Genomic DNA, 25,408 nt, shown 5'->3' on the forward strand with positions numbered 1-25,408 from the left:
TGCTCCGCAGTTGGCGCGTTTATTCAGAAATTTAGGAGTAGCCATGGCTGTTACCGTTGAAACCCTTGAAAAGCTCGAACGCAAGATCACGCTGAGCCTGCCCCTGGCCGCTGTGCAGAGTGAAGTTGAATCGCGCCTCAAGCGCATGGCGCGCACCGTCAAGATGGACGGCTTCCGTCCCGGCAAGGTGCCCATGAACGTGGTGGCGCAGCGCTACGGTTACTCGGTGCAGTACGAAGTGCTGAACGACAAGGTCGGTGAGGCCTTCACCCTGGCCGCCAACGAAGCCAAGCTGCGCGTGGCAGGCCAGCCGCGCATCACCGAGAAGGAAGGTGCGCCCGAGGGCGAAATGACCTTCGACGCCGTGTTTGAAGTGTTCCCCGAAGTCAAGATCGGTGACCTGTCCGACGTTGAAGTGGAAAAGCTGGCCACCGAAGTGACCGACAGCGCCATCGACCGCACGCTGGACATCCTGCGCAAGCAGCGCCGCAGCTTTGCCCAGCGCGCCCTGGACGCAGCCGCCCAGGACGGCGACCGCGTGACCGTGGACTTCGAAGGCAAGATCGACGGCGAACCCTTCGCCGGCGGCAAGGCCGAGGACTTCCAGTTCCTGGTGGGCGAAGGCCAGATGCTGAAGGAATTTGAAGATGCCGTGCGCGGCATGAAGGTGGGCGAGAGCAAGACTTTCCCCCTGGCTTTCCCGGCCGACTACCACGGCAAGGATGTGGCGGGCAAGACGGCCGACTTCCTGGTCACGGTCAAGAAGATCGAAGCCTCGCACCTGCCCGAAGTGAACGATGCGCTGGCCAAGTCGCTGGGCATTGCCGACGCCACGGTGGACGGTCTGCGCGCCGACATCAAGAAGAACCTGGAGCGCGAAGTCAAGTTCCGCCTGCTGGCCCGCAACAAGGCTGCCGTGATGGACGCACTGCTGGCCAAGGCCGAGCTGGACCTGCCCAACGCGAGCGTGCAGGCCGAAATCGAGCGCCTCAAGGCTGGCGCACGCGCCGAGCTGAAGCAGCGTGGCATCAAGGATGCCGACAAGGCCGAAATTCCGGACGACATTTTCCGTGCGCAGGCCGAGCGCCGCGTGCGCCTGGGTCTGGTGGTGGCCGAGGTGGTGCGCGCCAACAACCTGCATGCCCAGCCGGACCAGCTCAAGGCCCACATCGACGAGCTGGCAGCCAGCTACGAGAAGCCCGAAGACGTGGTGCGCTGGTACTTCAGCGACCGCCAGCGTCTGGCCGAAGTCGAGGCCGTGGTGATCGAGAACAACGTGGCCGACTTTGTGCTGAGCAAGGCCAAGGTGACCAACAAGGACGTCACCTTTGACGAACTGATGGGCGCGGCTGCAGCGCAGGCCTGATAGGCCGCAGCGCACGGGCCGTTGCGGGCCTGTGCGTGCACTGAAGCCATGCTTGGGGGCTTGTGACCATGGGCACAAGCCCCATTTCATTTCTGGGTACATTACCCGCCTGCAATGGAGAAACCTACATGAGCGCACTGGAAACACAGGCCCTGGGCATGATCCCGATGGTCATCGAACAGTCGGGCCGCGGCGAGCGGTCGTACGACATCTATTCGCGTCTGCTCAAGGAACGCGTGATCTTCCTGGTCGGCGAGGTCAACGACCAGACGGCCAACCTGGTGGTGGCGCAGTTGCTGTTCCTGGAAAGCGAGAATCCGGACAAGGACATCTCGTTCTACATCAACTCCCCGGGTGGCAGCGTCACGGCGGGCATGGCCATTTACGACACCATGCAGTTCATCAAGCCCGACGTTTCCACGCTGTGCTGCGGCTTCGCCGCCAGCATGGGCGCCTTCCTGCTGGCAGCGGGTGCCAAGGGTAAGCGCTTCTCGCTGCCCAACTCCAAGATCATGATCCACCAGGTGCTCGGTGGCGCGCGTGGTCAGGCCACGGACATCGAGATCCACGCGCGCGACATCCTGCGCACCAAGGACCAGATGAACCGCATCCTGGCCGAGCGCACGGGGCAGCCGATCGAGAAGGTGAAGCAGGATACCGAGCGCGACTACTTCATGACCGCCGACGAGGCCAAGGACTACGGCATCGTCGATCAGGTGATCGCCAAGCGGCCCTGATCCTGTGCAGAGCGCCCGCAGGGCTGGTTTTCCGGCCCGTGGCGCATTCCCCTGCTTTGGGTATCATCCCGACAACTTTCAGTAACACACAAGGCACAGCTTCCCATGGCCGAGAAAAAAGGCTCATCCAGCGAAAAAACCCTTTACTGCTCGTTCTGCGGCAAGAGCCAGCACGAGGTGAAGAAGCTGATTGCCGGTCCGTCGGTCTTCATTTGCGACGAGTGCATTGACCTGTGCAACGAAGTCATCCGCGACGAGCTGCCTGCAGGCGAAGCGGGCCGTGAAGCCAAGACCGATCTGCCCACGCCGTCCGAAATCAAGGCCAATCTGGACAACTATGTGATTGGCCAGGAGGCCGCCAAGCGCACGCTGGCGGTGGCGGTGTACAACCACTACAAGCGCTTGCGCCACAAGGACAAGGCGGCCAAGGACGACGTGGAGCTGTCCAAGAGCAACATCCTGCTCATCGGCCCTACGGGGTCGGGCAAGACGCTGCTGGCGCAAACGCTGGCGCGCATGCTTGATGTGCCCTTTGTGATGGCCGACGCCACCACGCTGACCGAAGCGGGCTATGTGGGGGAAGATGTCGAGAACATCATCCAGAAGCTCCTGCAAAGCTGCAACTACGAAGTGGAGCGTGCGCAGCGCGGCATCGTTTACATTGATGAGATCGACAAGATCTCGCGCAAGTCGGACAACCCCAGCATCACGCGCGATGTGTCGGGCGAGGGTGTGCAGCAGGCGCTGCTCAAGCTCATCGAGGGCACCATGGCCAGCGTTCCACCCCAGGGCGGGCGCAAGCACCCCAACCAGGATTTCCTGCAGATCGACACGACCAACATCCTGTTCATCTGCGGCGGCGCGTTCGCTGGCCTGGAGAAGGTCATCGAGAACCGCACCGAGGCCTCGGGCATCGGTTTCGGCGCAGCCGTCAAGAGCAAGAAGCAGCGCTCTCTGAGCGAGGTGTTCCAGGAAATCGAACCTGAGGATCTGATCAAGTTCGGCCTGATCCCCGAGCTGGTGGGTCGCATGCCCGTGGTGGCCGCGTTGGCGGAACTGGGCGAGGACGCACTGGTGCAGATCCTGACCGAACCCAAGAATGCACTCGTCAAGCAGTACAACAAGCTGCTGGCGATGGAGGGCGCCGAACTGGAGATCCGCCCCGCCGCGCTCAAGGCCATTGCCCGCAAGGCGTTGGCGCGCAAGACTGGAGCGCGCGGGCTGCGTTCCATTCTGGAGCAGGCACTGATCAATACCATGTTCGATCTGCCCAATGCCAGCAACGTCGAAAAGGTGGTGGTCGATGAGTCCACCATTGAAGAGGGCAAGCCGCCCCTGCTGGTGTACCGCGAAGCCGCGAAGAAGGCCTGACGCCCTGCCAGCTGTGGGCAGCCGATTCACTGCCAGGCAGCCCCTGGCAGTGCCACCCAAGCCGGGTTTCGAGGCGGGCTTGGGCTTGAAATTGAGCATCTGCGGGTCATATGCCTGGTAGATTGATGAGGAATCCCATGTCCGGACACCCCCCCCTGCCTTCCACTCCCATTGCGCTGCCGCTGTTGCCGCTGCGTGATGTGGTCGTATTTCCCCACATGGTGATTCCACTGTTTGTGGGACGCCCCAAGAGCATCAAGGCGCTGGAACTGGCCATGGAGGCCGACCGCCGCATCATGCTGGTGGCCCAAAAGGCGGCTGCCAAGGACGAGCCGTCCGTCAAGGACATGTTCGATGTGGGCTGCGTTTCCACCATCCTGCAGATGCTCAAGCTGCCCGATGGCACCGTGAAGGTGCTGGTCGAGGGCCAGCAGCGCGCGCAGGTCCAGTCCATCGAGGATGCGGAAACCCATTTCAGCGCCACGGTGGCTCCCATCGAGCACCAGGCCGATGCGCCCCCCAGTGAGATCGAGGCACTGCGCCGTGCGGTGATGCAGCAGTTCGACCACTACGTCAAGCTCAACAAGAAGATTCCGCCGGAGATCCTGACCTCGATCTCCAGCATCGACGATCCCGGCCGCCTGGCCGACACCATCGCCGCGCACCTGCCGCTCAAGCTGGAGAACAAGCAGGCCGTGCTGGACCTGGCTGGTGTGAAGGAGCGGTTGGAAAACCTGTTCGAGCAACTGGACCGCGAGGTCGAGATCCTCAACGTGGACAAGCGCATCCGCAGCCGCGTCAAGCGCCAGATGGAGAAGAACCAGCGCGACTTCTACCTCAATGAGCAGGTCAAGGCCATCCAGAAGGAACTCGGCGAGGGCGAGGAGGGCGCGGACCTCGAAGAGATCGACAAGAAGATCAAGGCTGCCAAGATGCCCGCCGAGGCGCGCAAAAAGGCCGAGGCCGAGCTCAAGAAGCTCAAGCTCATGTCGCCCATGTCGGCCGAGGCCACGGTGGTGCGCAATTACATCGACGTGCTGGTCTCGCTGCCCTGGAGCAAGAAGACCAAGATCAAGCACGACCTGGGCAATGCCGAGGTGGTGCTCAACGAGGACCACTACGGCCTCGATAAGGTCAAGGACCGTATCCTTGAATACCTTGCCGTGCAGCAGCGCGTGGACAAGGTCAAGGCACCCATCCTGTGCCTGGTGGGGCCACCCGGCGTGGGCAAGACCTCGCTGGGCCAGTCCATCGCCAAGGCCACGGGGCGCAAGTACGTGCGCATGGCGCTGGGAGGCATGCGCGATGAGGCCGAGATCCGCGGCCACCGACGCACCTATATTGGCGCCATGCCGGGCAAGGTGCTGCAGAGCCTGGGCAAGATTGGTACGCGCAACCCGCTGTTCCTGCTCGACGAGATCGACAAGCTGGGCCAGGATTTCCGGGGCGACCCGTCGAGCGCGCTGCTGGAGGTGCTGGACCCCGAGCAGAACCACACCTTCGGCGACCACTACGTCGAGGTCGATTTCGATCTGTCCGATGTGATGTTCGTGGCCACCTCGAACTCGATGAACATCCCCTCTGCGCTGCTCGACCGCATGGAAGTAATCCGCCTGTCGGGTTACACCGAGGACGAGAAAACCAACATCGCCATGAAGTACCTGCTGCCCAAGCAGCTCAAGAACAATGGTGTGAAGGACGGCGAGCTGGAGGTGACCGAGGCTGCCGTGCGCGACATGGTGCGCTACTACACGCGCGAGGCGGGTGTGCGTTCGCTGGAGCGCGAGCTCTCCAAAATCTGCCGCAAGGTGATCAAGGGCCTGCTGCTCAAGAAGTACGAGCCCAAGGTGGTGGTCACCCCAGACAACCTGCCGGACTTCTTGGGCGTGCGCAAATACACCTATGGCCGTGCCGAGCAGCAGAACCAGGTGGGCCAGGTCGTGGGCCTGGCCTGGACCGAGGTGGGGGGCGATCTGCTGACCATCGAGGCCGTCACCATGCCGGGCAAGGGTGTCATCACGCGCACGGGCTCGCTGGGCGATGTGATGAAAGAGTCCGTGGAGGCCGCACGCACCGTGGTCCGCAGCCGTGCCCGGATGCTGGGCATCAAGGACGAGGTGTTTGACAAGAAGGACGTGCACATCCACGTGCCCGATGGTGCGACGCCCAAGGATGGTCCCAGTGCGGGTGCTGCCATGGTCACGGCTTTTGTGTCGGCCCTCACCGGCATTGCAGTGCGCGGCGATGTGGCCATGACGGGCGAGATCACCCTGCGCGGCGAGGTGACCGCCATCGGTGGTCTGAAGGAAAAGCTGCTGGCGGCCTTGCGCGGCGGCATTCGCACGGTGCTCATCCCCGAAGAGAACGTCAAGGACCTTCAGGAGATTCCGGACAACGTCAAGAGCGGCCTCGAGATTGTTCCCGTCAAATGGATCGACAAGGTGCTCGAAATCGCCCTGGAGCGCAAGCCCGTGCCGCTGACCGACGAGGAGGTGGCCGCCGCCGCTGTGGTGGCTGCTGCTGCGGACAAGGCGGCCGCTGTGCCGACGGCGGAATCCGTAAAACATTGAAGGGTTTTTGAGAGTCCCCTCAAAAAATGCGCTACAATGCGTTTATTGCAGACAAGCGTTGTAGAATGTAAGGCTGCAAACAATGCGGGAATAGCTCAGTTGGTAGAGCGCAACCTTGCCAAGGTTGAGGTCGAGAGTTCGAGACTCTTTTCCCGCTCCAGATTCCGCGAAAAAGGGAAGCAGCCGCTTCCCTTTTTTGTCGAAGCGAAGGTTTGGCGCGGTAGCAAAGCGGTTATGCCCCGGATTGCAAATCCGGTTAGTCCGGTTCGACTCCGGACCGCGCCTCCAGAACCTCGATGGCTGGCCGTGTTTTGCACGGCATGCATCCAAAGTTCTGGATAGCGCTGAAAATTGCGCTATAATGCGAGGCTTGCCAGCCTTGATCTGATCGTCAGATTGAACAGGCACCATGCGGGAATAGCTCAGTTGGTAGAGCGCAACCTTGCCAAGGTTGAGGTCGAGAGTTCGAGACTCTTTTCCCGCTCCAGTTCAAAAAGGGAAGCTTCGGCTTCCCTTTTGCATTTGCAGGGCCTGGTGCCGTGCGCGGCCTGATGGGCATTGCGCGCATGGTGGGCAAGGGGTACGCTGCGCATGAGCGCACGCCCTGGAGCGACTCGCCCCGATGGTGAAATTGGTAGACACTGCGGACTTAAAATCCGCCGCTTCCTGAAAAGGGGCGTGCCGGTTCGACCCCGGCTCGGGGCACCACCACTGAAACTGAACATGCCACATTACAACGCTCCCTTCGAAATCCACGTGCACGGCCAGGTGCAACTGCGTCCTGGTGTGGACTACGATCAGTTGCAGGATGCCCTCAAACCCCTGTGGAAATATGCGGGTGCGCGTTCGCTGGCCGATGGCGCCGCCAGTGCCTACGAAGAGGAGCCGGGCATCCAGTTCGATGCCAAGGCCCACACCCTGCAGATGTGCTGGACGGTGCGGGGCGATGAGGACTTCCGTCAGTCGCTGGACGACATGTGCATGGGGCTGAACGATCTGGCAGAGCAGGGCGCTGCCATTGAAATCACCTTCTACGACACCGAGTTCGATGAAGACGAGGCGGACGACGATGCAGAGGCCCGCGATGACTTCATGATGCTCTTCGTGGGTCCCACGCCTGCCGCCATCATGCAGGTGCAGCGTGACCTGTTGGTGCAGGATGTCGTGAACATGATGGAGCGGCACTTCGACGGCTCCGAGCTCGGTGGCGTGGTGGCAGAAATCGACAAGCTCTTCTCGCAGCGCTTCGATGCCCTGGTCAACTCGCTGGAGATTGGCAAGCCCCCGCGCGGCCCCGGTGGGCCTGCAGGCGGGCACGGTGGCGGCGGCGGAGGTCGCCGGCCGCGCCATCTGCATTGACTCGGCGTCCGATGACAGGCGCGCTGCATGCGCTTTCCGGGCTGGCGTACCTCTCTTCCTACCCGGCAGGCATCAGAGATCAGGTGTCCGCGCTGCTGGCCCAGGACCCGGCCGCTCTGGGTCCGTTGCTGTTGCGCAGATACCCACAGGCCCATGCGGTGCGCACCGACAAGGCGCTGTACCAGTACGCCATGGACCTCAAGAGCCAGCACCTGCGCAACGCAGATGCGGTCAACAAGGTGGTGTTTGACAACAAGATCCATGTGGTGCGCCATGCGCTGGGGCTGCACAGCACCGTCGCACGGGTCCAGGGGCGCAAACTTGCCGCTCGGCACGAGATCCGGATTGCCGCCCTCTTCAAGCAGGCGCCCGAGGAGTTTCTGCGCATGATCGTGGTGCATGAGCTGGCGCACCTTCGCGAACGCGAGCACGACAAGGCCTTCTACCAACTGTGCCAGCACATGGAGCCGCACTACCACCAGTACGAGCTCGATGTCCGTCTCTACCTGACCCACATGGAGTCGTCTGGCGAGCGGCTCTGGGACGCCTGACTACAAATCCACTGTAGAACAGCACCGCGCAGGCAACTGCAGCCAGCGGCCCACGGCGTTTTGCAGCGGCTCCAGGGCGCCGGTGGTGAACACAGTGACCGCATCTGCGCCGAGGGGCGTGTCCTGGCGGGCCAGGGCATGGGCCGTTTGCAGCAGGCGCCGGGTCTGGCGTGCCACGGGCTCACCTGTGGCGATCAGGGCCACGTCAGGGCCCAGCAGGTCGCGCAGGATGTCCTGCGCAAACACATAGTGGGTGCAGCCGAGCACCAGCGTATCGATCGCGCCTTCTTCTGAACCAAATGGGCCCATGGCGCCCGTGTACTGGGCGCAAAGTGCTCTTATTTCTGTAGCATCCTGCGTGGCCGTAGGTGGGTGGGCGGTGCTGCGCTCGATGGCATGGGCCAGCCCGTCACAGGGCTGGATGGTGAAGCGCGCCTGTCCTTCCAGCGAGGCCAGGAGCCGGGCAAACTTGGCGCTGCCCAGCGTGCCGCGCGTGCCGATCACCCCCACATGGCCAGTGCGTGTGGCTGCCACGGCGGGCTTGAGTGCAGGCTCGACGCCTACCAGGGGCAGCTGCGGGTGGCGCACCCGTGCTTCGTGGATGGCGGCAGCCGTGGCCGTGTTGCAGGCCACCACCAGCGCCTTGATGTTGTGCTGCGCGCAAAGAAAATCGCTGATGGCATGGGTGCGCGCAGCCACATAGGCGTCGCCGCGCTCACCGTAGGGGGCATGGCCGCTGTCGGCCACGTACACGAAGCGCTCGTGCGGCAGTTCGGCACGCAGCGCCTGCAGCACGCTCAGGCCGCCGACACCACTGTCGAACACGCCGATGGGCTGCTGCGCTGTGTCGTTCATGCGTGCGGCAGAGAGCGCTGGTGCCGTCAGCCCGCGTTGACGCTGATGCCCTTGAATTCGCCCGTGGCGATGCGCTTTTGCCACTCGGCCGGGCCGGTGATGTGGGCGCTGGTGCCACCGGCGTCCACAGCCACGGTCACGGGCATGTCCACCACGTCGAATTCGTAGATGGCCTCCATGCCCAGATCGGCAAAGCCCACCACCTTGGCACCCTTGATGGCCTTGGAGACCAGGTAGGCGGCGCCGCCCACGGCCATCAGGTAGGCGCTCTGGTGCTTCTTGATGGCCTCGATCGCGGTGGGGCCGCGCTCGGCCTTGCCGACCATGGCGATCAGGCCGGTCTGGGCCAGCATCATGTCGGTGAACTTGTCCATGCGCGTGGCGGTGGTCGGGCCTGCGGGGCCGACGACTTCGTCACCGACCGGATCGACGGGGCCGACGTAGTAGATCACGCGGTTGGTGAAGTCCACGGGCAGCTTCTCGCCCTTCGCCAGCATGTCCTGGATGCGCTTGTGCGCCGCGTCGCGGCCGGTGAGCATCTTGCCGTTGAGCAGCAGGGTCTGGCCCGGCTTCCAGCTTGCGACCTCTTCCTTGGTGAGCGTGTTGAGGTCCACGCGCTTGCTGGTCTCGGTGTTGGGTTCCCAGTCCACCTTGGGCCACAGGTCCAGGCTGGGTGGGTCCATATAGACCGGGCCGGAGCCGTCCATCACGAAATGGGCGTGGCGCGTGGCCGCGCAGTTGGGGATCATGGCCACAGGCTTGCTGGCGGCGTGCGTGGGGTACATCTTGATCTTCACGTCCAGCACGGTGGTCAGGCCCCCCAGGCCCTGCGCGCCGATGCCCAGGGCATTGACCTTCTCGAACAGTTCCAGGCGCAGCTCTTCCACCTGGGTGAGCTTCTCGCCCCGAGCGTTCTTGGCCTGCAGCTCGTACATGTCCAGGTCGTCCATCAGGCTTTCCTTGGCCAGCAGGACAGCCTTTTCTGCCGTGCCGCCGATGCCGATGCCCAGCATGCCCGGTGGGCACCAGCCAGCGCCCATGGTGGGCACGGTCTTGAGCACCCAGTCCACCAGGTTGTCGCTGGGGTTCATCATGATCATCTTGGACTTGTTCTCGCTGCCGCCGCCCTTGGCCGCGACCGTGATGTCCAGTGTGTCGCCGGCCACGATCTCGGAGAAGATGACGGCGGGCGTGTTGTCCTTGTTGTTCTTGCGTGCGAACAGGGGGTCGGCCACGACAGAGGCGCGCAGCATGTTGTCGGGGTGGTTGTAGCCACGGCGCACGCCTTCATTGATGGCGTCCTCCAGGCTGCCGGTGAAGCCTTCCCAGCGCACGTTCATGCCCACCTTGAGGAAGACGTTGACGATGCCCGTGTCCTGGCAGATGGGGCGGTGGCCGTAGGCGCTCATCTTGCTGTTGGTCAGGATCTGCGCCATGGCGTCCCTGGCGGCGGGGCTCTGCTCGCGTTCATAGGCGCGGGCCAGATGCTGGATGTAGTCGGCCGGGTGGTAGTAGCTGATGTACTGCAGCGCAGCGGCGATGGACTCGATCAGGTCTTCTTGGCGGATGGTGGTCATGGTGGGGCGATACTCTGCGGTGGAGTGTGGGGAAACCCACCAATTATCGCCGCTGCCCGCTGACGCGACCCTTGCCCGGTGCATGTGGGGTGGCTGGGGGCACTCTGCTGTCGATGGTTTCATTGCGAGGTCTGCCATGAACTTCCGTACCGAACGCGATACCTTGGGCCCCATCGAGGTGCCTGCGCACCGGCTTTGGGGGGCGCAGACGCAGCGCTCCTTGCTCCATTTCGCCATTTCCGGCGAGCGCCAGCCGCAGGAGATCCTTCGGGCGCTGGCGTTGGTGAAGCAGGCATCGGCCACGGTCAACCATGCGCTGGGCCTGTTGGCGCGCGACAAGACCGATGCCATCGTGGCCGCTGCGCAGGAGGTGATCGACGGCCTGCACGCGCAGGAGTTTCCGCTGGTGGTGTGGCAGACCGGCTCGGGCACGCAGACCCACATGAACGTCAACGAGGTGCTGGCCAACCGCGCCAGCGAGCTGCTGGGCGGCGAGCGCGGCGAGGGCCGCAAGGTCCATCCCAACGATGATGTGAACCGCAGCCAGTCCAGCAACGACGTGTTCCCCACCGCCATGCATGTGGCAGCGGTGGATGCGCTGACGCAGCGCCTGCTGCCTGCCATGGCCCTGCTGCGCGGCACGCTGGAGCGCAAGGCCCGCGATTTCGACGGCATCGTCAAGATCGGCCGCACCCACCTGCAGGACGCCACCCCGCTGACGCTGGGCCAGGAAATCTCGGGCTGGGTGGCGCAACTGGCCCAGGGAGAAAAGCATGTGCGTGCCGCTCTGCCGCACTTGTGCGAACTGGCACTGGGCGGCACGGCCGTGGGCACGGGCCTGAACGCGCCCAAGGGCTATGCCGAAGCCGTGGCCCACGAACTGGCGCGGCGCACCGGGCTGCCCTTTGTCACGGCGCCCAACAAGTTCGAGGCCCTGGCCACCTGCGATGCCCTGGTGCACGCCCATGGCGTGCTCAAGACGCTGGCAGCCAGCCTGATGAAGGTGGCCAACGATGTGCGCTGGTTGGCCAGTGGGCCACGCAGCGGCATCGGCGAAATCACCATCCCCGAGAACGAGCCCGGCTCGTCCATCATGCCCGGCAAGGTCAACCCCACGCAGTGCGAAGCGCTGACCATGCTGTGCTGCCAGGTGATGGGCAACGATGTGGCCATCAACATGGGCGGGGCCTCGGGCAATTTCGAGCTGAACGTGTTCCGGCCCATGGTGGCGCACAACTTCCTGCAAAGCGTGCGCCTGTTGGCTGATGGCATGGTGAGCTTCAACGACCACTGTGCCGTGGGCATCGAACCCCAGCGCGAACGCATTGCCGAGCTGGTGCAGCGCTCGCTGATGTTGGTGACGGCGCTCAACCCCCACATCGGCTACGACAAGGCGGCCGCCATTGCCAAGAAGGCGCACCAGGAGGGCACCAGCCTGCGCGAGGCGGCCATTGCCACGGGCTTTGTCACTGCACAGCAGTTCGACCAATGGGTGGTGCCCGAGCGCATGGTGGGTTGAGCAAACCGGTTTATACTTAAGATTCATTTTTTGTGAATCTTTAACCATGCACGACCATTCCACCCCTGAAGCGATCTACCCGTTTGACGCCCGTGGTGTCGCCAAGCGCTTTCGCCATGCCGCGATTTTTGGTGCGCTGGACGCCCTGAACCCCGGCGAAACCATGCGGTTCATGAACGACCACGACCCGCTGCCGCTGCTGCACCAGATGCAGATGCGCTACGGCAACGGCGTGCGCATCGAGTACCTGCAGCGGGAACCCGGCGCGATCATGATCGACTTCATCCGCCAGTAAGCGGCTGCTATCAAAAACATAGCTTCCAGCGCCCGTCGATATTGCGCTGGAGGCATTTTTCCTTTGGGTTCTTGCAAGTCGCCTGGGTGCCGGTGTTTCATGGCAACGCCAGGATGTCCCGGGCCACTCTGGCGATGCCCTCGTCCGTGAGGTTCTGCGCCTGCACCGGTTGGCGCTGCGCCCATTGGTACAGATGGGTGCTTTGCGAGCGTGCGTACAGCGGGTCGTAGTGCAAGGCCATCAGCTCGGCGAACAACGGTTGCAGCGCGCCTTCGGCAGCCCAGGCCTGCCAGCGATCGATGACCTGCTGGCCATGCAGTTCGCGCATCGTGCCCAGTGTCTGCACCAGTGCGGCACGGTCATCACCCAAGTGGGCGTAGTCGCGCAGCAGGAAGGCCAGCCGTTCGCTGGTGCCGGCCTGGATCTCAATGCAAGGGCTGGCGCGCAGGTGGCGGATCAGCGGCATTGGCACCGTCAGGCGGCCGATGCGGCTGCTCTCGGCCTCCACGTACACCGGGCGGCTGGTGTCCAGCCCTTCCACCTGTTGGGCCAGCAGGGTTTCAAAGGCCGTTTGCGAGGGCTGGGCTACGCCCGGCAGCGTGCCCAGCACTGAGCCCCGGTGCCGTGCGCAGCCTTCCAGGTCGATGACCTGCGCTCCCTGCCTGGCCAGTGCATGCAAGATGCGTGTCTTGGCGCTGCCCGTGGGGCCGCACAGCACGCGCAGCGGCAATTGCGGGCAAATCGTTTCCAGCAGCGTGATCGCATGTCGGCGCCAGGCCTTGTAGCCGCCTGCAAGTTGCTGGGCGTCCCAGCCCACCAAGCGCAGCCACTGCACCACCGAACTGCTGCGCATACCGCCGCGCCAGCAGTACACCAGCGGTCGCCAGGACGCGGGCTGGTCGGCAAAGCGCTCGCGCAAGTGGCGCGCGATGTTGGCCGCCACCATGGCGCCTCCCACGCGCCGTGCCTCAAAGGCACCTTGCTGCTTGTACAGCGTGCCGACGATGTGGCGCTCCTCATTGTCCAGCGCGGGGCAGTTGATAGCGCCGGGAATGTGGTCCAGCGCATATTCGGCGGGCGAGCGCACGTCGATCAGGGTGTCAAAAGTGTGGCGTTCAAGTACGCTGACGGGGCCGCGTGGGCTCATGGAAAGAACTCCTGCAGGAGCATGCGGACATGGATGGATGGAAACCATGGCTGGCACAATCCGCTCCATGATGGATGCAGCCATACCCTTTGAAGAATCCCCCAAGCTTACCCAGTTTGCCCACGGGGGCGGCTGTGGCTGCAAGATTGCGCCCGGCCTGTTGCGTGAGATCCTGGCCCGCGCACCCCAGGGCCTGGTACCGCCCGAGCTGATGGTGGGCACTGAAACCGCCGACGACGCCGCGGTGTACCGCCTCAATGCCACCCAGGCGCTGGTGGCAACCACCGATTTTTTCACCCCCATCGTTGACGATCCCTACGACTTTGGCCGCATTGCTGCGACCAACGCGCTGTCCGACATCTACGCCATGGGCGGCACGCCCATCCTGGCGCTGGCGCTGGTCGGCATGCCCATTGCCAAGCTCGCGCCCGAGGTCATCGGCCGTGTGCTCGAAGGCGGCGCTTCCGTCTGCCGCGAGGCAGGCATTCCCATTGCGGGCGGGCATTCCATCGATGTGCTCGAGCCCATCTACGGCCTGGTGGGCCTGGGCCTGGTGCACCCCGACCGCGTGCGGCGCAACGCCGATGCACAGGCGGGCGACGTGCTGGTGCTGGGCAAGCCACTAGGGGTGGGGGTGTTGTCGGCGGCGCTCAAGAAGGGCCAGCTCGACGGCGCGGGCTACGCCGAAATGCTGCGCCACACCACACAGCTCAACCGCGTGGGCGCTGCGCTGGGGCAGATGGACGGTGTGCATGCCATGACCGATGTGACCGGCTTCGGCCTGGCAGGCCATTTGCTGGAGATTTGCCGTGGTTCGGGCCTGTCGGCCCAGGTGGAGCTGGCAAGCCTGCCGCTGATCGGCAGTGCAGTGCAATGGGCCCGCGAGGGTGTGGCGACGGGGGCCTCGGGTCGCAATTGGGCCGCCTATGGCAGCGATGTGGACTGGCCCGCCGACGCGCCTGAATGGCAACGTACCTTGTGCACCGATCCGCAAACCAGCGGTGGCCTGCTGGTGAGCTGCGCCGCCAGTGCGGCGCCCGCCGTGCTGCAGGCCTTTCAATCCAGCGGGTTTGCCCAGGCCGCCGTGGTGGGACGCATGCAGGCCTGCGAACACGATCGCGGATCGCGTCTGGCCTTCGCCTGAACTGCCCGCCAAGGGCACAGCCGCCTCCTGGGCGGCGGCGCACAGGGTCTTATCTCAGTTTTTCATGGTGCGTGCACTAACCGCGACGCATGAAACCGGTGCGCCCCAGGCCAGCGGCCACCGTGCAAGGGCCGCCCCGCCGCACTGGTGGCGTCCCCCTGCCCGCAACGCACAGCGCTGCGAGAGCGGGGGGAAGGCCCGCAGGGCCTCAGGGGGGTGCTTCACTTCAGGTCGTCGGCCAGCACGCGCACGATGCTTTCGGCATTGGCCGATGATTCGGGAGCGCCTGCGGCGTTGAGCACGGAAACGGTGGTGGCCTCGCCCTGGCTGCGCACCACAATGCGGTACTTGAGCGGTGGCACGGCCTTCTCCGACGAGGCAAAGCTCATCAGCTTGCCCAGGAAGCCCGGCTCCTTCTTGTCGCCCTTGGGGGCCACATAGCGCACGAAGTACAGGCCCTGGCTGCGGTCGCGGTCTTCCACGGTGAAGCCGGTGCGATCCAGCGCCAGGCCCACGCGGCGCCAGGCACGGTCAAAGCCTTCGTCGATCTGCACCACGGGCACGCCGCCCACATTGCCAACGCGGGAAGACGACGCACGTGCTGCCGGTGTAGCCGCCACGGCCTTGGCTTGTTCCTGGCTGACGCCGAGCTTGACCAGCAGACGGCGCAGGAATTCGGCTTCCAGCTCGGGGTCGGCCGCACGGGGCTGCCACACGGTGGTTTCCTTGGTGCTGGTGTTGAACACCTCCTGCATGCCCCGGTGGCTGACGTAAATTTCGGTGCCGCCCTGGGCGTTGCGCTCCAGGCGGGTGCGGAACTTGTCACGCTCGCCGGTGGAGTAGAGCGAATCGAGCACCCTGCCCAGGGTATTGCGGATGAAGTCCTGCGGGATCTTGGCGCGGTTCTCGGCCCAGTCGGTTTCCATGATGCCGATGTTGGACTGGTCCAGCGCCAGGGTAAAACCGTTTTCCAGCCAGAACTCGCGCACTGGGTCCCAAAGTTGATCGGCCGGGCGGTTGACCACCAGCCAGCGCTGGTTGCCGTTGCGCTCGATGCGCACGTCACCCAGGGAGGACAGTGCGGTTGCCGGCCCCGACGGCTGCGCCGCCTGGTTGGCTTGCATGGCGTTGGCCGAGACCACGCCACCGGGCACGGTGTAGCGCGTGTCACGTGACAGCGTCTTGAGATCGGGCGGCACTTCGAGCGTGGAGCCCTTGGAGGCGCTCTTGTAGTCGATCTTGTCGCCTTCCAGCACCGAGCAGGCGCCCAGGGCGATGGTCAGGCCGAGCAGGCCCAGTCGTGCGGAGTTGTTCACGCGGCTAATCCTCTTGAAACGCTGAACGCAGCGGATGAATTACAGCAGGCCGGCGGCGCGCAGCGCGCCCTCGACGACGGCTTCGTTGCCTTGGCTCAAGGGCGTCATGGGCAGGCGCAGTGTGCCGCCGCACAGGCCCATGCGGGCCATGGCCCACTTCACGGGAATGGGGTTGGCCTCGACGAACAAGTGCTTGTGCACGGGCATGAGGCGGAACTGGATTTCCATGGCGCGCTTGATGTCACCGGCGATGGCGGCCATGCACAGTTCGTGCATCAGGCGCGGGGCCACGTTGGCCGTCACGCTGATGTTGCCCTGACCGCCGCACAGCATCAGTGCCACGGCGGTCGGGTCGTCGCCCGAATACACGGCAAAGCCCTTGGGCACATCGCGGATCAGCCACTGTGCACGCTCGATGTTGCCCGTGGCTTCCTTGATGCCGATGATGCCGGGCACCTGCGCCAGGCGCAGCACGGTGTCGTGCAGCATATCGGCCACCGAGCGGCCGGGCACGTTGTACAGCACGATGGGCAGGTCGCCCGTGGCTTCGGCAATCGCCTTGAAATGCAGGTACTGGCCCTCTTGCGTGGGCTTGTTGTAGTAGGGCACGACCTGCAACTGGCTGTCTGCGCCGACCTTCTTGGCGAACTTGGCCAGCTCGATCGCTTCAGCCGTCGAATTGGCGCCGCAGCCGGCCATGATGGGCACGCGCTTGGCGGCCTGCTCCACAGCCACGCGAATGATCTCGCAGTGCTCTTCCACGTTCACCGTGGGCGATTCGCCCGTGGTGCCCACCACGCCGATGCAGTCGGTGCCCTCCGCAATGTGCCAGTCGATCAGTTTGCGAAGCTGGGCGTAGTCCACGCTGCCATCTTCGTGCATGGGGGTGACGAGGGCGACGATGCTGCCGGTGAGGGGGGCGGTGGGAGAGGTCATGTCCGCAGTCAAAAACGGTAAAAGAGCATTCTAACTAGGAGAGTGCGCGCAAGGGATGGCGTGCCGGTGACAGTCCGTCCTCTGCCACACGCACTGCCGTGATGCGTTGCACGAAACGCGCTGGTCCATCGAGGAAGCCATCCTCGTAAGCGACCACACGCAGCAGAGTGCAGGCCGAGAGCAGTTCCCCGGGGCGCAGCAGAAAGTCGGGCCGCGCAGGGCGGCCCACGGTCTCGTTGCCGCAGGCGAAGGTTTCGTAGAGCAGCACGCCACCGGGTGCCACGCTGTCCACGATGGTGGGCAGCAGCGGGCGCCAGAGGTAGTTCGTGACCACCACGGCGCCAAAGCTGCGGCCCGCCAGCGGCCAGGGGCCGTGCTCGATGTCAGCGGCAATGGCTTCGCCCACCTCGGCTGCCGCCTGCACGGCCAGCGGGTCGCGGTCGATGCCCGTCACGGGATGGCCCAGTGCCTGGAACCAGCGCAGGTGCCGGCCTGCGCCGCAGGCCACGTCGAGCACCGGCGCACCGGACGGCACCAGGTGCGACCAGCGGCGCACCCATTCGGAAGGGGCGTCCGGGCCTCGGGCGGGGAAGGGGGTTGCTATAAAATTCATAGCTTTTCGCGCTTGATGAATAAGCGCTGGAGGCCGATTTTGCCTAAAAACAGGCCCACACCTGGTCTGCCAGCATGAGCATGAAGCCGGGGTCGCGGTAGAGCAGGAGCACCGCCAGCAGCGCGAGCAGCACCAGCGCCCAGCCCAGCCAGCGGCGCCAGGGGCGGAGGGTGGGGGGCGTGGTGGAGTCCATGGCCGGATCAGGCAGGTTGGGGCGCCGTGCGCTGCAGCGGCTGCTCGCGCACGGGCAGGTTGACCAGGCAGGCCAGCACGCCCAGGCCGATGGAGATGTACCAGACGATGTCGTAGCTGCCCGTGCGGTCGTACAGCACGCCGCCCAGCCACACACCCATGAAGCTGCCGATCTGGTGGCTGAAGAACACCAGGCCGCCCAGCATGGACAGGTGCTGCACGCCGAAGATCTGCGCGATGGTGGCGTTGGTGGGCGGCACGGTGGAGAGCCACAGCATGCCCATCACGGCCGAGAACACGTACACCGACATCGGCGAGATCGGCACCAGCAGGAAGACCACGATGACCACCGAGCGCGCCATATAGATGAAGGCCAGGATGAAGCGGCGCGGCATGCGCTGGCCCAGCGAGCCCGCGATGTAGGTGCCGAACACGTTGAACAGCCCGATCAGCGCCAGCGAGAAGCTCGCCACCTGGGGCGAGAGGCCCAGGTCCTTGATGTAGCTGGGCATGTGCACCGCAATGAACACCACCTGGAAGCCGCAGACGAAGTAGCCCACCGTCAGCAGCCCAAAGCTGGGCGTGCGCACGGCCTCGGCCAGCGCCTGGCCCACGCTCTGGCTGCGCTGCGCGGGTGCTGCGCCCCGGAAGCCCGGCTCGCGCAGGCCCAGCGCCAGCGGGATGATCAGCAGCACCAGCAGTGAGAGCGCCAGCAGCGCGTCCTGCCAGCCCAGGCTGGAGATCAGGAAACCCTCCACCGGCACCATGAGGAACTGCCCGAACGAACCCGCTGCCGCCGCCACGCCCATGGCCCAGGAGCGCTTCTCGGGGGCAATCTGGCGCCCCAGCACGCCATAGATCACCGCATAGGTGGTACCCGCCTGCGCCGCGCCGATGAGCAGGCCGGTGGTCAGGGCGAACAGCAGGGTGGTGGGTGACAGCGCCATGCCCACCAGGCCCAGGCCGTAGAGGATGGCGCCCACGACGAGCACTCGGAACGCACCGAAGCGGTCGGCCGCCATGCCCGCGAACACACCCACCAGGCCCCAGGCGATGTTCTGGATGGCCAGGGCCAGCGCGAACGACTCGCGCGTCCAGCCCATGGCCTGCGTGATGGGCTGCAGCCACAGGCCGAAGCCGTGGCGTATGCCCATGGACAGGGTCACGATGGCGGCACCGCAGGCCAGCACCTGGAACATGGAAAGCTTGGGAGGGCTCAAGGACATTCCCGCAATGTAACGGGATGCGGCGTTTTGTGCCGGTACAGCCTTCGCCGGTACAGCACGGTGCAATGACATGCCTGTGATTTCATACAGCACTACAATCCGCGCCCATGGCAGTCAAACCCGTTTCCGCATCCGAATACTCCGAAGGCTCGATCCGCGTGCTCAAGGGCCTGGAGCCCGTCAAGCAGCGCCCGGGCATGTACACCCGCACCGACAACCCCTTGCACATCATTCAGGAGGTGCTGGACAACGCCGCCGACGAGGCATTGGCGGGCTTTGGCAAAAAGATCAAGGTGACGCTGCATGCCGATGGTTCGGTCAGCGTGGAGGACGACGGCCGGGGCATTCCCTTCGGCCTGCACCCTGAGGAAAAGGCGCCGGTGATCGAACTGGTGTTCACCCGCCTGCACGCGGGCGGCAAGTTCGACAAGGGCAAGGGCGGTGCCTACAGCTTCTCGGGCGGCCTGCACGGCGTGGGCGTGAGCGTGACCAACGCGCTGGCCACCCGTCTGGAGGCCACCAGCCACCGCGAAGGCCAGGCCGCGCGCCTGGTGTTTGCCGGCGGCGACGTGGTCGAGCCCCTGGTGGCGCGCCCGCTGGAGGCGGGCGAGCGCAAGCAGGGCACTACGGTGCGCGTGTGGCCCGACGCCAAATACTTTGAATCGAGCAACCTGCCGCTGGGCGAACTCACGCACCTGCTGCGCAGCAAGGCCGTGCTGATGCCCGGCGTGTCGGTCACCCTGGCCAACGAGAAAACCCGCGAAACGCAGACCTGGCAGTACAAGGGCGGCCTGCGCGACTACCTGGCCCAGACGCTGAGCGCCGACCCGGTGATTCCGCTGTTCGAATGCGAAGGCTTTGCCGATGCAGGGCACGACAGCTTTGCCGAAGGCGAGGGCGCGGCCTGCTGCGTGGCCTTCACCGAAGAAGGCGCGCCGGTGCGCGAGAGCTACGTCAACCTCATCCCCACCAGCGCCGGTGGCACGCACGACAGCGGCCTGCGCGATGGGCTGTTCCAGGCCGTCAAGAGCTTCATCGAACTGCACAGCCTGCTGCCCAAGGGCGTCAAGCTCCTGCCCGAGGACGTATTTGCGCGCGCCAGCTATGTGCTCTCGGCCAAGGTGCTGGACCCGCAGTTCCAGGGTCAGATCAAGGAGCGCCTGAACTCGCGCGACGCCGTGCGCCTGGTCTCCAGCTTTGTGCGCCCGGCCATGGAGCTGTGGCTCAACCAGCATGTGGACTACGGCAAAAAGCTGGCCGAACTGGCCATCAAGGCGGCGCAGACGCGCCAGAAGGCCGGCCAGAAGGTGGAAAAGCGCAAGGGCTCGGGCGTGGCCGTGCTGCCGGGCAAGCTCACCGATTGCGAAAGCCGCGACCTCGCGCACAACGAGCTGTTTCTGGTGGAGGGCGACTCGGCCGGCGGCAGCGCCAAGATGGGCCGCGACAAGGAATGCCAGGCCGTGCTGCCGCTGCGCGGCAAGGTGCTGAACACCTGGGAGGTCGAGCGCGACCTGCTGTTCAAGAACAACGAGGTGCACGACATTGCCGTGGCCATCGGCGTCGATCCGCACGGCCCCAACGACGCCCCCGACCTGTCGGGCCTGCGCTACGGCAAGATCTGCATCCTCAGCGATGCCGACGTGGATGGCGCGCACATCCAGGTGCTGCTGCTCACGCTGTTCTTCCGCCACTTCCCCAAGCTCATCGAGGCCGGCCACATCTATGTGGCGCGCCCGCCGCTGTTCCGCGTGGATGTGCCCGCGCGCGGCAAGAAGCCCGCGGCCAAGATGTACGCGCTGGACGAGGGCGAGCTCACCGCCATCCTCGACAAATGCGCCAAGGACGGCGTGCCGCCCGAGAAATGCCCGATCAGCCGCTTCAAGGGCCTGGGCGAAATGAACGCCGAGCAACTCTGGGACACCACCCTCAACCCCGACACCCGGCGCCTGCTGCCCGTGCAACTGGGCGACCTGGACTTTGCCGCCACCGAAGGCCTCATCACCAAGCTCATGGGCAAGGGCGAAGCCGCCGCGCGCCGTGAGCTGATGGAGCTGCATGGGGATGCGGTAGAGGTGGATGTGTAGTGTTTTTGGCCTCCAAGGCAATATATACAAGCGTCAGTAGCTATTAAAATCATAGCGTTTCGGGTGCCTTCACAGGTATCAGCCCCGTTGCGCAGGAACCCTCCGCATGAGCGACCAACCCACCCTCGACCTCCAACCCTCCGCAGCCGACGGCGAGCCTGGGCTTGCCAGCTACGCCCAACGCGCCTACCTGGAGTACGCGCTGTCCGTCGTCAAGGGCCGTGCGCTGCCCGATGTGTGCGACGGCCTCAAGCCGGTGCAGCGCCGCATTCTGTATGCCATGGACCGCATGGGCCTGGGCTACAGCGGCCCCAGCCGCAACGTGGCGGCCAAGCCGGTCAAGAGCGCCCGGGTGGTGGGCGATGTGCTGGGCCGTTTTCACCCGCACGGCGACCAGTCGGCCTACGACGCGCTGGTGCGCCTGGCGCAGGACTTTTCGCAGCGCTACCCGCTGATCGACGGCCAGGGCAACTTCGGCAGCCGCGACGGCGATGGCGCGGCGGCCATGCGCTACACCGAGGCACGGCTCTCGCGCATCAGCACCCTGCTGCTCGATGAGATCGACATGGGCACGGTGGACTTTGTGCCCAACTACGACGGCAGCACGCAGGAGCCGCGCCAGCTGCCTGCGCGCCTGCCGTTTGCGCTGCTCAATGGCGCCAGCGGCATTGCCGTGGGCCTGGCCACCGAAATCCCGAGCCACAACCTGCGTGAAGTGGCCGACGCCTGCGTGGCCCTGGTGAAAAACGCCAAGCTCACGGACGACGAGCTGTTCGCCCTGGTGCCCGGACCAGACTACCCCGGCGGCGGCCAGATCATCAGCCAGGCGGCCGACATCCAGGAAGCCTACCGCAGCGGCCGCGGCAGCCTCAAGGTGCGCGCGCGCTGGAAGATCGAAGACCTGGCGCGTGGCCAGTGGCAGATGGTGGTGACCGAGCTGCCGCCCGGTGTGTCGGCGCAAAAGGTGCTGGAAGAGATCGAGGACATCACCAACCCCAAGGTCAAGGCCGGCAAGAAAGCGCTCACGCAGGATCAGACGCAGCTCAAGGCCAGCATGCTGGCCGTGCTCGACGGCGTGCGCGACGAGTCGAGCAAGGACGCGCCGGTGCGCATCGTCTTCGAGCCCAAGACCGGCAAGCTGCCGCAGCAGGAGCTGATCACCGCGCTGCTGGCACACACCAGCCTGGAGACTTCGGCGCCCATCAACCTGACCATGGTGGGCATCGACGGCAAGCCGGTGCAGAAGTCGCTGCGCCAGATGCTGGAGGAGTGGATCGCCTTCCGCCAGACCACCATCACCCGCCGCACGCAGCACCGCCTGGACAAGGTGCTGGATCGCATCCACATCCTCGAAGGGCGGCAGATGGTGCTGCTCAACATCGATGAGGTGATTGCCATCATCCGTGCCGCCGAAGACCCCAAGGCCGCGCTGATTGCGCGCTTTGCCCTGAGCGACCGGCAGGCCGAGGACATTCTGGAAATCCGCCTGCGCCAACTCGCCCGCCTGGAGGCCATCAAGATCGAGCAGGAGCTCAAGGAGCTGCGCGAGGAGCAGGGCAAGCTCGAAGACATTCTGGCCAACCCGGCCTCGCTGCGCCGCCTGATGGTGCGCGAGATCGAGGCAGACGCCAAGCAGTTTGGCGATGCGCGTCGCACCCTCATCCAGGCCGAGAAGAAGGCCGTGGCCGAAGTGAAGGTGGTCGATGAGCCGGTTACCGTGATCGTTTCGCAAAAAGGCTGGGTGCGCGCACGCACCGGCCATGGCCACGAGGCGGCGAGCTTTGCCTTCAAGGCGGGCGACGGCCTGTACGGCACCTTTGAATGCCGCACGGTGGACCATTTGCTCGTGTTAGGCAGCAACGGCCGCATTTACTCGGTGCCGGTGGCGCAACTGCCCGGTGCGCGTGGCGACGGGCAGCCCGTCACCACGCTGATCGAGCTGGAGCCCGGCAGCAGCATTGCGCACTACTTTGCCGGCCCGGCCACAGCGCAGCTGCTGTTGTCCAGCTCGGGCGGCTACGGCTTTCTGGCCACCGTGGAGCACATGCTGTCGCGCCAGCGCGGCGGCAAGGCCTTCATCAGCCTGGGCGAGGGCGACACCGTGTGCGCACCCTCGCATGTGGCGCACAGCAGCGCCAGCCAGCCGTTGGCGCCCGCCACGCATGTGGTCTGTGCCTCGGTGGGGGGGCGCATCCTGAGCTTTGACATCGGCGAACTCAAGACGCTCGAGAAGGGCGGCCGCGGCCTCATGCTCATCGACCTGGAAGACAAGGACCGCCTGGCCGGCGCAGCCGCCTACACGCGCAGCATCCGCATCGAAGGCGTGGGCCGGGGCGGCAAGCTGCGCGAGGAGCAGCTCGAAATCCGCAGCCTGAACAACGCCCGTGCAGCGCGTGGGCGCAAGGGCAAGGCGGCGGATCTGGGCTTCAAGCCGTCGGCCATTACCCGGGTGGAGTGAGGCGGCAAGGCCGTCCGCGCACCTCGGGCCCCATGGCCCAGCGTGGCACTCGGGCACTCGGGCGTTCGGGCGTTCGGGCGTTCGGGTGGGGCTGGAATTGCCGCTAGATCGGCGTACACTTGGTCACATAAATACGCCAGACATCGATTTGGTGTAGCCAAGCCCCACCGGAGAAAAACATGACCAATAACCTGCGCATGGGCCACAAACTGTGGCTGGCCGTGCTCGCCATCATCGTCCTGCTGGTGTCGGTGGTAGGTTTTGCGGGCTATCGCTCGTCCAAATCCCAGGCGCAGGCCGACGCCGTGACCCGCGAACTGGCCACGCGGGTGGAGTCGGCGCTCAAGTGGCAGGGCCTGACCGAAACCAATGCCGCCCGCACCCAGGCCATGATCGTGAGCAGCGACCCGGCCGTCGAGGGTGAGTTCAAGGAGGTGATTGCCGCCACTTCGGCGCAGATCAGCCAGGTGCAAAAAGCGCTGGAGGCCATGAACCTCACCGAGGCCGACAAGGCCCAGATGGCCAAGATCGCCGCCGCACGCAGCGCGATGCTGGAACTGCGCAAGCAGGCCACCCAAATGAAGGGGGAGGGTCGCAACGACGAAGCCATTGCGCTGGTCAAGCAGTCCTACAACCCGGCGGTGGCGGCCTACCTGCAGTCCTTGCGCGATTTTGTGGATCTGCAGCAAAAGTACGCGGCGCAGCGCCAGTCCGAGCTGGGCTCGGATCGCATGCGCACCGTGCAACTGGCCGGCGTGATGGTGGCCCTGGTGCTGGCGGGCATCGGCCTGGGGGCCTACTTCCTGATCCGCAGCATCCAGCAGCCGCTGGCACAGGCGCAGACGCTGGCCCAGCGCATCGCTGCGGGCGACCTCAGTTCGCAGGAAGCCGTGGTGCGGGGCGACGAATTTGGCGACCTGCTGCGCGCCCTGAATTCCATGAGCGAAAGCCTGGGTCGCATGGTGTACCAGGTGCGCCAAAGCACCGACAGCATTGCCACTGCCAGCTCCGAAATTGCCCAGGGCAACCACGACTTGTCGGCCCGTACCGAACAGACGTCGAGCAACCTGCAGGAAACGGCGGCCGCCATGGAGCAGTTCACCAGCACCATCCAGCAAAGCGCCCAAAGTGCCCAGCAGGCCAGCAGCCTGGCCAATGGAGCGGCCAGCGTGGCACGCAAGGGGGGCGATGTGGTCTCGCAGGTGGTCTCCACCATGGAGGAAATCCAGCGCAGCAGCAGCAAGATTGCCGACATCATTGGCGTGATCGACGGCATTGCCTTCCAGACCAACATCCTGGCCTTGAATGCCGCCGTGGAGGCCGCCCGTGCGGGCGAGCAGGGCCGCGGCTTTGCCGTGGTGGCCAGCGAGGTGCGCAGCCTGGCCGGGCGCAGTGCCGAGGCGGCCAAGGAGATCAAGCAGCTCATCGGTGTGTCGGTCGAGAAGGTCGAGGCCGGTTCCGGCCTGGTGCAGCAGGCCGGCAGCACCATGCAGGACATTGTGCAATCCGTGCAGCGCGTGACCGACATGATCGGAGAGATCACTGCCGCCTCGACCGAGCAGAGCGCTGGCATCGCCCAGGTCAACCAGGCCGTGGGAAATCTGGACCAGATGACGCAGCAGAACGCCGCACTGGTCGAAGAAAGCACCGCCGCCGCCCAAAGCCTGCGCGAGCAAGCAGAACAACTGGCGCAGGCGGTGTCGCAGTTCAAGGTCAGTGGTGCTGCGGCCGATGCCATGGCGGCGCCGCGCAGGCATGCCCCCGCACCGACCCCCGCGCCTGCGCCTGCCAAGCCGGTGGCGGCGCCGGCAGCACGCCCGCTGCAGGGCAAGGCAGCAGCAGCGCCAGCCAGCACCCCGCGTCTGGCCGCCGCCCGCCCGTCGTCGCCGCCCGCAGGCAAGGCGGCTTCTGCTGCGCCTGCACGACCCGCAGCGCGCGCCAATGAGGACGATTGGGAGTCTTTCTGAGGTTTCCAGGATGAATGGGTTGTCTGCCTCCGGCCACGCAGTCAGGGTCTTTTTGCGTCCCATGGAGGCGGCGATCAGAGCATGAGCGCTTCTTCATGGGCCTCCTTTGCAGGCCACTTGCGGCA

20 protein-coding genes and 4 tRNA genes are annotated in these 25,408 nt (G+C 65.1%); 16 read left to right on the forward strand and 8 right to left on the reverse strand.

The window, feature by feature from the left end:
• The first annotated feature begins 43 nt into the window (after positions 1 to 43).
• The 10 genes from tig to GWK50_RS05450 all read left to right on the forward strand — a co-directional run bounded on the left by tig (position 44) and on the right by GWK50_RS05450 (position 7,954).
• Positions 44 to 1,366 (forward strand): trigger factor, encoded by a 1,323-nt coding sequence (gene tig / locus GWK50_RS05405; protein WP_162015658.1) that lies wholly within the window; start codon positions 44 to 46, stop codon positions 1,364 to 1,366.
• A 128-nt stretch (positions 1,367 to 1,494) separates the two neighbouring features.
• Positions 1,495 to 2,103, forward strand: a complete 609-nt coding sequence (gene clpP, locus GWK50_RS05410; RefSeq protein WP_162015659.1) for an ATP-dependent Clp endopeptidase proteolytic subunit ClpP — start codon at positions 1,495 to 1,497, stop codon at positions 2,101 to 2,103.
• Between the two features lie 105 nt (positions 2,104 to 2,208).
• Positions 2,209 to 3,474, forward strand: a complete 1,266-nt coding sequence (gene clpX, locus GWK50_RS05415) for an ATP-dependent Clp protease ATP-binding subunit ClpX (RefSeq protein ID WP_162015660.1) — start codon at positions 2,209 to 2,211, stop codon at positions 3,472 to 3,474.
• Between the two features lie 137 nt (positions 3,475 to 3,611).
• Positions 3,612 to 6,044: an endopeptidase La gene (lon, locus tag GWK50_RS05420; RefSeq protein WP_162015661.1), complete on the forward strand. Its 2,433-nt coding sequence runs from the start codon at positions 3,612 to 3,614 to the stop codon at positions 6,042 to 6,044.
• An 84-nt stretch (positions 6,045 to 6,128) separates the two neighbouring features.
• Positions 6,129 to 6,204 (forward strand) — tRNA-Gly (locus tag GWK50_RS05425).
• A 54-nt stretch (positions 6,205 to 6,258) separates the two neighbouring features.
• A tRNA-Cys gene (locus GWK50_RS05430) sits at positions 6,259 to 6,332 on the forward strand.
• A 123-nt stretch (positions 6,333 to 6,455) separates the two neighbouring features.
• Positions 6,456 to 6,531: transfer RNA gene (locus tag GWK50_RS05435), tRNA-Gly, on the forward strand.
• A gap of 129 nt (positions 6,532 to 6,660) precedes the next feature.
• Positions 6,661 to 6,752, forward strand: a tRNA-Leu gene (locus GWK50_RS05440).
• Between the two features lie 15 nt (positions 6,753 to 6,767).
• A complete protein-coding gene (locus GWK50_RS05445) occupies positions 6,768 to 7,403 on the forward strand; it encodes a DUF6806 family protein (protein ID WP_162015662.1) in 636 nt (211 codons plus the stop codon).
• An 11-nt stretch (positions 7,404 to 7,414) separates the two neighbouring features.
• Positions 7,415 to 7,954 (forward strand): YgjP-like metallopeptidase domain-containing protein, encoded by a 540-nt coding sequence (locus GWK50_RS05450; RefSeq protein WP_162015663.1) that lies wholly within the window; start codon positions 7,415 to 7,417, stop codon positions 7,952 to 7,954.
• Here the strand turns inward: GWK50_RS05450 and murI are convergent, their stop codons facing one another.
• Complete coding sequence (murI, locus tag GWK50_RS05455; protein WP_162015664.1) at positions 7,955 to 8,809, reverse strand: glutamate racemase; 855 nt, start codon at positions 8,807 to 8,809, stop codon at positions 7,955 to 7,957. It lies immediately after the preceding gene.
• Positions 8,810 to 8,835: 26 nt separating this feature from the next.
• The gene (locus GWK50_RS05460) at positions 8,836 to 10,386 is read right to left on the reverse strand and encodes a fumarate hydratase (protein WP_162015665.1); all 1,551 of its coding nucleotides are present in this window, start codon (positions 10,384 to 10,386) and stop codon (positions 8,836 to 8,838) included.
• Between the two features lie 136 nt (positions 10,387 to 10,522).
• On the opposite strand from GWK50_RS05460, the gene fumC reads away from it, so the two are divergent.
• Positions 10,523 to 11,905, forward strand: a complete 1,383-nt coding sequence (gene fumC, locus GWK50_RS05465) for a class II fumarate hydratase (protein ID WP_162015666.1) — start codon at positions 10,523 to 10,525, stop codon at positions 11,903 to 11,905.
• 46 nt (positions 11,906 to 11,951) lie between these two features.
• The gene (locus tag GWK50_RS05470) at positions 11,952 to 12,200 is read left to right on the forward strand and encodes a DUF2249 domain-containing protein (RefSeq protein ID WP_162015667.1); all 249 of its coding nucleotides are present in this window, start codon (positions 11,952 to 11,954) and stop codon (positions 12,198 to 12,200) included.
• Between the two features lie 97 nt (positions 12,201 to 12,297).
• Here the strand turns inward: GWK50_RS05470 and mnmH are convergent, their stop codons facing one another.
• Positions 12,298 to 13,347: a tRNA 2-selenouridine(34) synthase MnmH gene (gene mnmH / locus GWK50_RS05475; protein ID WP_162015668.1), complete on the reverse strand. Its 1,050-nt coding sequence runs from the start codon at positions 13,345 to 13,347 to the stop codon at positions 12,298 to 12,300.
• A 46-nt stretch (positions 13,348 to 13,393) separates the two neighbouring features.
• Between mnmH and selD the strand changes: the two genes are divergently transcribed.
• Positions 13,394 to 14,491: a selenide, water dikinase SelD gene (gene selD, locus GWK50_RS05480; protein ID WP_242455297.1), complete on the forward strand. Its 1,098-nt coding sequence runs from the start codon at positions 13,394 to 13,396 to the stop codon at positions 14,489 to 14,491.
• 221 nt (positions 14,492 to 14,712) lie between these two features.
• Here the strand turns inward: selD and bamC are convergent, their stop codons facing one another.
• From bamC to GWK50_RS05500, 5 genes are read right to left on the reverse strand one after another with little or no spacing between them, the layout of a single operon-like run.
• Positions 14,713 to 15,807, reverse strand: a complete 1,095-nt coding sequence (bamC, locus tag GWK50_RS05485; RefSeq protein WP_162015669.1) for an outer membrane protein assembly factor BamC — start codon at positions 15,805 to 15,807, stop codon at positions 14,713 to 14,715.
• Between the two features lie 39 nt (positions 15,808 to 15,846).
• Entirely contained in the window at positions 15,847 to 16,743 is an 897-nt protein-coding gene (dapA, locus tag GWK50_RS05490) for a 4-hydroxy-tetrahydrodipicolinate synthase (protein WP_162015670.1), read from the reverse strand.
• Between the two features lie 34 nt (positions 16,744 to 16,777).
• Positions 16,778 to 17,356 (reverse strand): class I SAM-dependent methyltransferase, encoded by a 579-nt coding sequence (locus tag GWK50_RS05495; RefSeq protein WP_162015671.1) that lies wholly within the window; start codon positions 17,354 to 17,356, stop codon positions 16,778 to 16,780.
• Between the two features lie 43 nt (positions 17,357 to 17,399).
• A complete protein-coding gene (locus tag GWK50_RS19635) occupies positions 17,400 to 17,549 on the reverse strand; it encodes a hypothetical protein (protein WP_197904980.1) in 150 nt (49 codons plus the stop codon).
• 7 nt (positions 17,550 to 17,556) lie between these two features.
• A complete protein-coding gene (locus GWK50_RS05500) occupies positions 17,557 to 18,774 on the reverse strand; it encodes an MFS transporter (protein ID WP_162015672.1) in 1,218 nt (405 codons plus the stop codon).
• A 107-nt stretch (positions 18,775 to 18,881) separates the two neighbouring features.
• Between GWK50_RS05500 and GWK50_RS05505 the strand changes: the two genes are divergently transcribed.
• The 3 genes from GWK50_RS05505 to GWK50_RS05515 all read left to right on the forward strand — a co-directional run bounded on the left by GWK50_RS05505 (position 18,882) and on the right by GWK50_RS05515 (position 25,283).
• A complete protein-coding gene (locus tag GWK50_RS05505) occupies positions 18,882 to 20,858 on the forward strand; it encodes a DNA topoisomerase IV subunit B (RefSeq protein ID WP_162015673.1) in 1,977 nt (658 codons plus the stop codon).
• A gap of 106 nt (positions 20,859 to 20,964) precedes the next feature.
• Positions 20,965 to 23,316, forward strand: a complete 2,352-nt coding sequence (parC, locus tag GWK50_RS05510; RefSeq protein WP_162015674.1) for a DNA topoisomerase IV subunit A — start codon at positions 20,965 to 20,967, stop codon at positions 23,314 to 23,316.
• A 179-nt stretch (positions 23,317 to 23,495) separates the two neighbouring features.
• Positions 23,496 to 25,283 (forward strand): methyl-accepting chemotaxis protein, encoded by a 1,788-nt coding sequence (locus GWK50_RS05515; protein ID WP_162015675.1) that lies wholly within the window; start codon positions 23,496 to 23,498, stop codon positions 25,281 to 25,283.
• The last annotated feature ends 125 nt before the right edge of the window (positions 25,284 to 25,408 follow it).

The organism is Acidovorax sp. 210-6 (assembly GCF_010020825.1).
GTDB classification, from domain to species: Bacteria; Pseudomonadota; Gammaproteobacteria; order Burkholderiales; family Burkholderiaceae_C; genus Simplicispira; species Simplicispira sedimenti.

Coding starts and splice junctions, on each gene's coding strand:
- tig (WP_162015658.1), top strand. CDS start 44: ATGGCTGTTACCGTTGAAACCCTTGAAAAGCTCGAACGCAAGATCACG.
- clpP (WP_162015659.1), top strand. CDS start 1,495: ATGAGCGCACTGGAAACACAGGCCCTGGGCATGATCCCGATGGTCATC.
- clpX (WP_162015660.1), top strand. CDS start 2,209: ATGGCCGAGAAAAAAGGCTCATCCAGCGAAAAAACCCTTTACTGCTCG.
- lon (WP_162015661.1), top strand. CDS start 3,612: ATGTCCGGACACCCCCCCCTGCCTTCCACTCCCATTGCGCTGCCGCTG.
- GWK50_RS05445 (WP_162015662.1), top strand. CDS start 6,768: ATGCCACATTACAACGCTCCCTTCGAAATCCACGTGCACGGCCAGGTG.
- GWK50_RS05450 (WP_162015663.1), top strand. CDS start 7,415: ATGACAGGCGCGCTGCATGCGCTTTCCGGGCTGGCGTACCTCTCTTCC.
- murI (WP_162015664.1), bottom strand. CDS start 8,809: ATGAACGACACAGCGCAGCAGCCCATCGGCGTGTTCGACAGTGGTGTC.
- GWK50_RS05460 (WP_162015665.1), bottom strand. CDS start 10,386: ATGACCACCATCCGCCAAGAAGACCTGATCGAGTCCATCGCCGCTGCG.
- fumC (WP_162015666.1), top strand. CDS start 10,523: ATGAACTTCCGTACCGAACGCGATACCTTGGGCCCCATCGAGGTGCCT.
- GWK50_RS05470 (WP_162015667.1), top strand. CDS start 11,952: ATGCACGACCATTCCACCCCTGAAGCGATCTACCCGTTTGACGCCCGT.
- mnmH (WP_162015668.1), bottom strand. CDS start 13,347: ATGAGCCCACGCGGCCCCGTCAGCGTACTTGAACGCCACACTTTTGAC.
- selD (WP_242455297.1), top strand. CDS start 13,394: ATGGCTGGCACAATCCGCTCCATGATGGATGCAGCCATACCCTTTGAA.
- dapA (WP_162015670.1), bottom strand. CDS start 16,743: ATGACCTCTCCCACCGCCCCCCTCACCGGCAGCATCGTCGCCCTCGTC.
- GWK50_RS05495 (WP_162015671.1), bottom strand. CDS start 17,356: ATGAATTTTATAGCAACCCCCTTCCCCGCCCGAGGCCCGGACGCCCCT.
- GWK50_RS19635 (WP_197904980.1), bottom strand. CDS start 17,549: ATGGACTCCACCACGCCCCCCACCCTCCGCCCCTGGCGCCGCTGGCTG.
- GWK50_RS05500 (WP_162015672.1), bottom strand. CDS start 18,774: ATGTCCTTGAGCCCTCCCAAGCTTTCCATGTTCCAGGTGCTGGCCTGC.
- GWK50_RS05505 (WP_162015673.1), top strand. CDS start 18,882: ATGGCAGTCAAACCCGTTTCCGCATCCGAATACTCCGAAGGCTCGATC.
- parC (WP_162015674.1), top strand. CDS start 20,965: ATGAGCGACCAACCCACCCTCGACCTCCAACCCTCCGCAGCCGACGGC.
- GWK50_RS05515 (WP_162015675.1), top strand. CDS start 23,496: ATGACCAATAACCTGCGCATGGGCCACAAACTGTGGCTGGCCGTGCTC.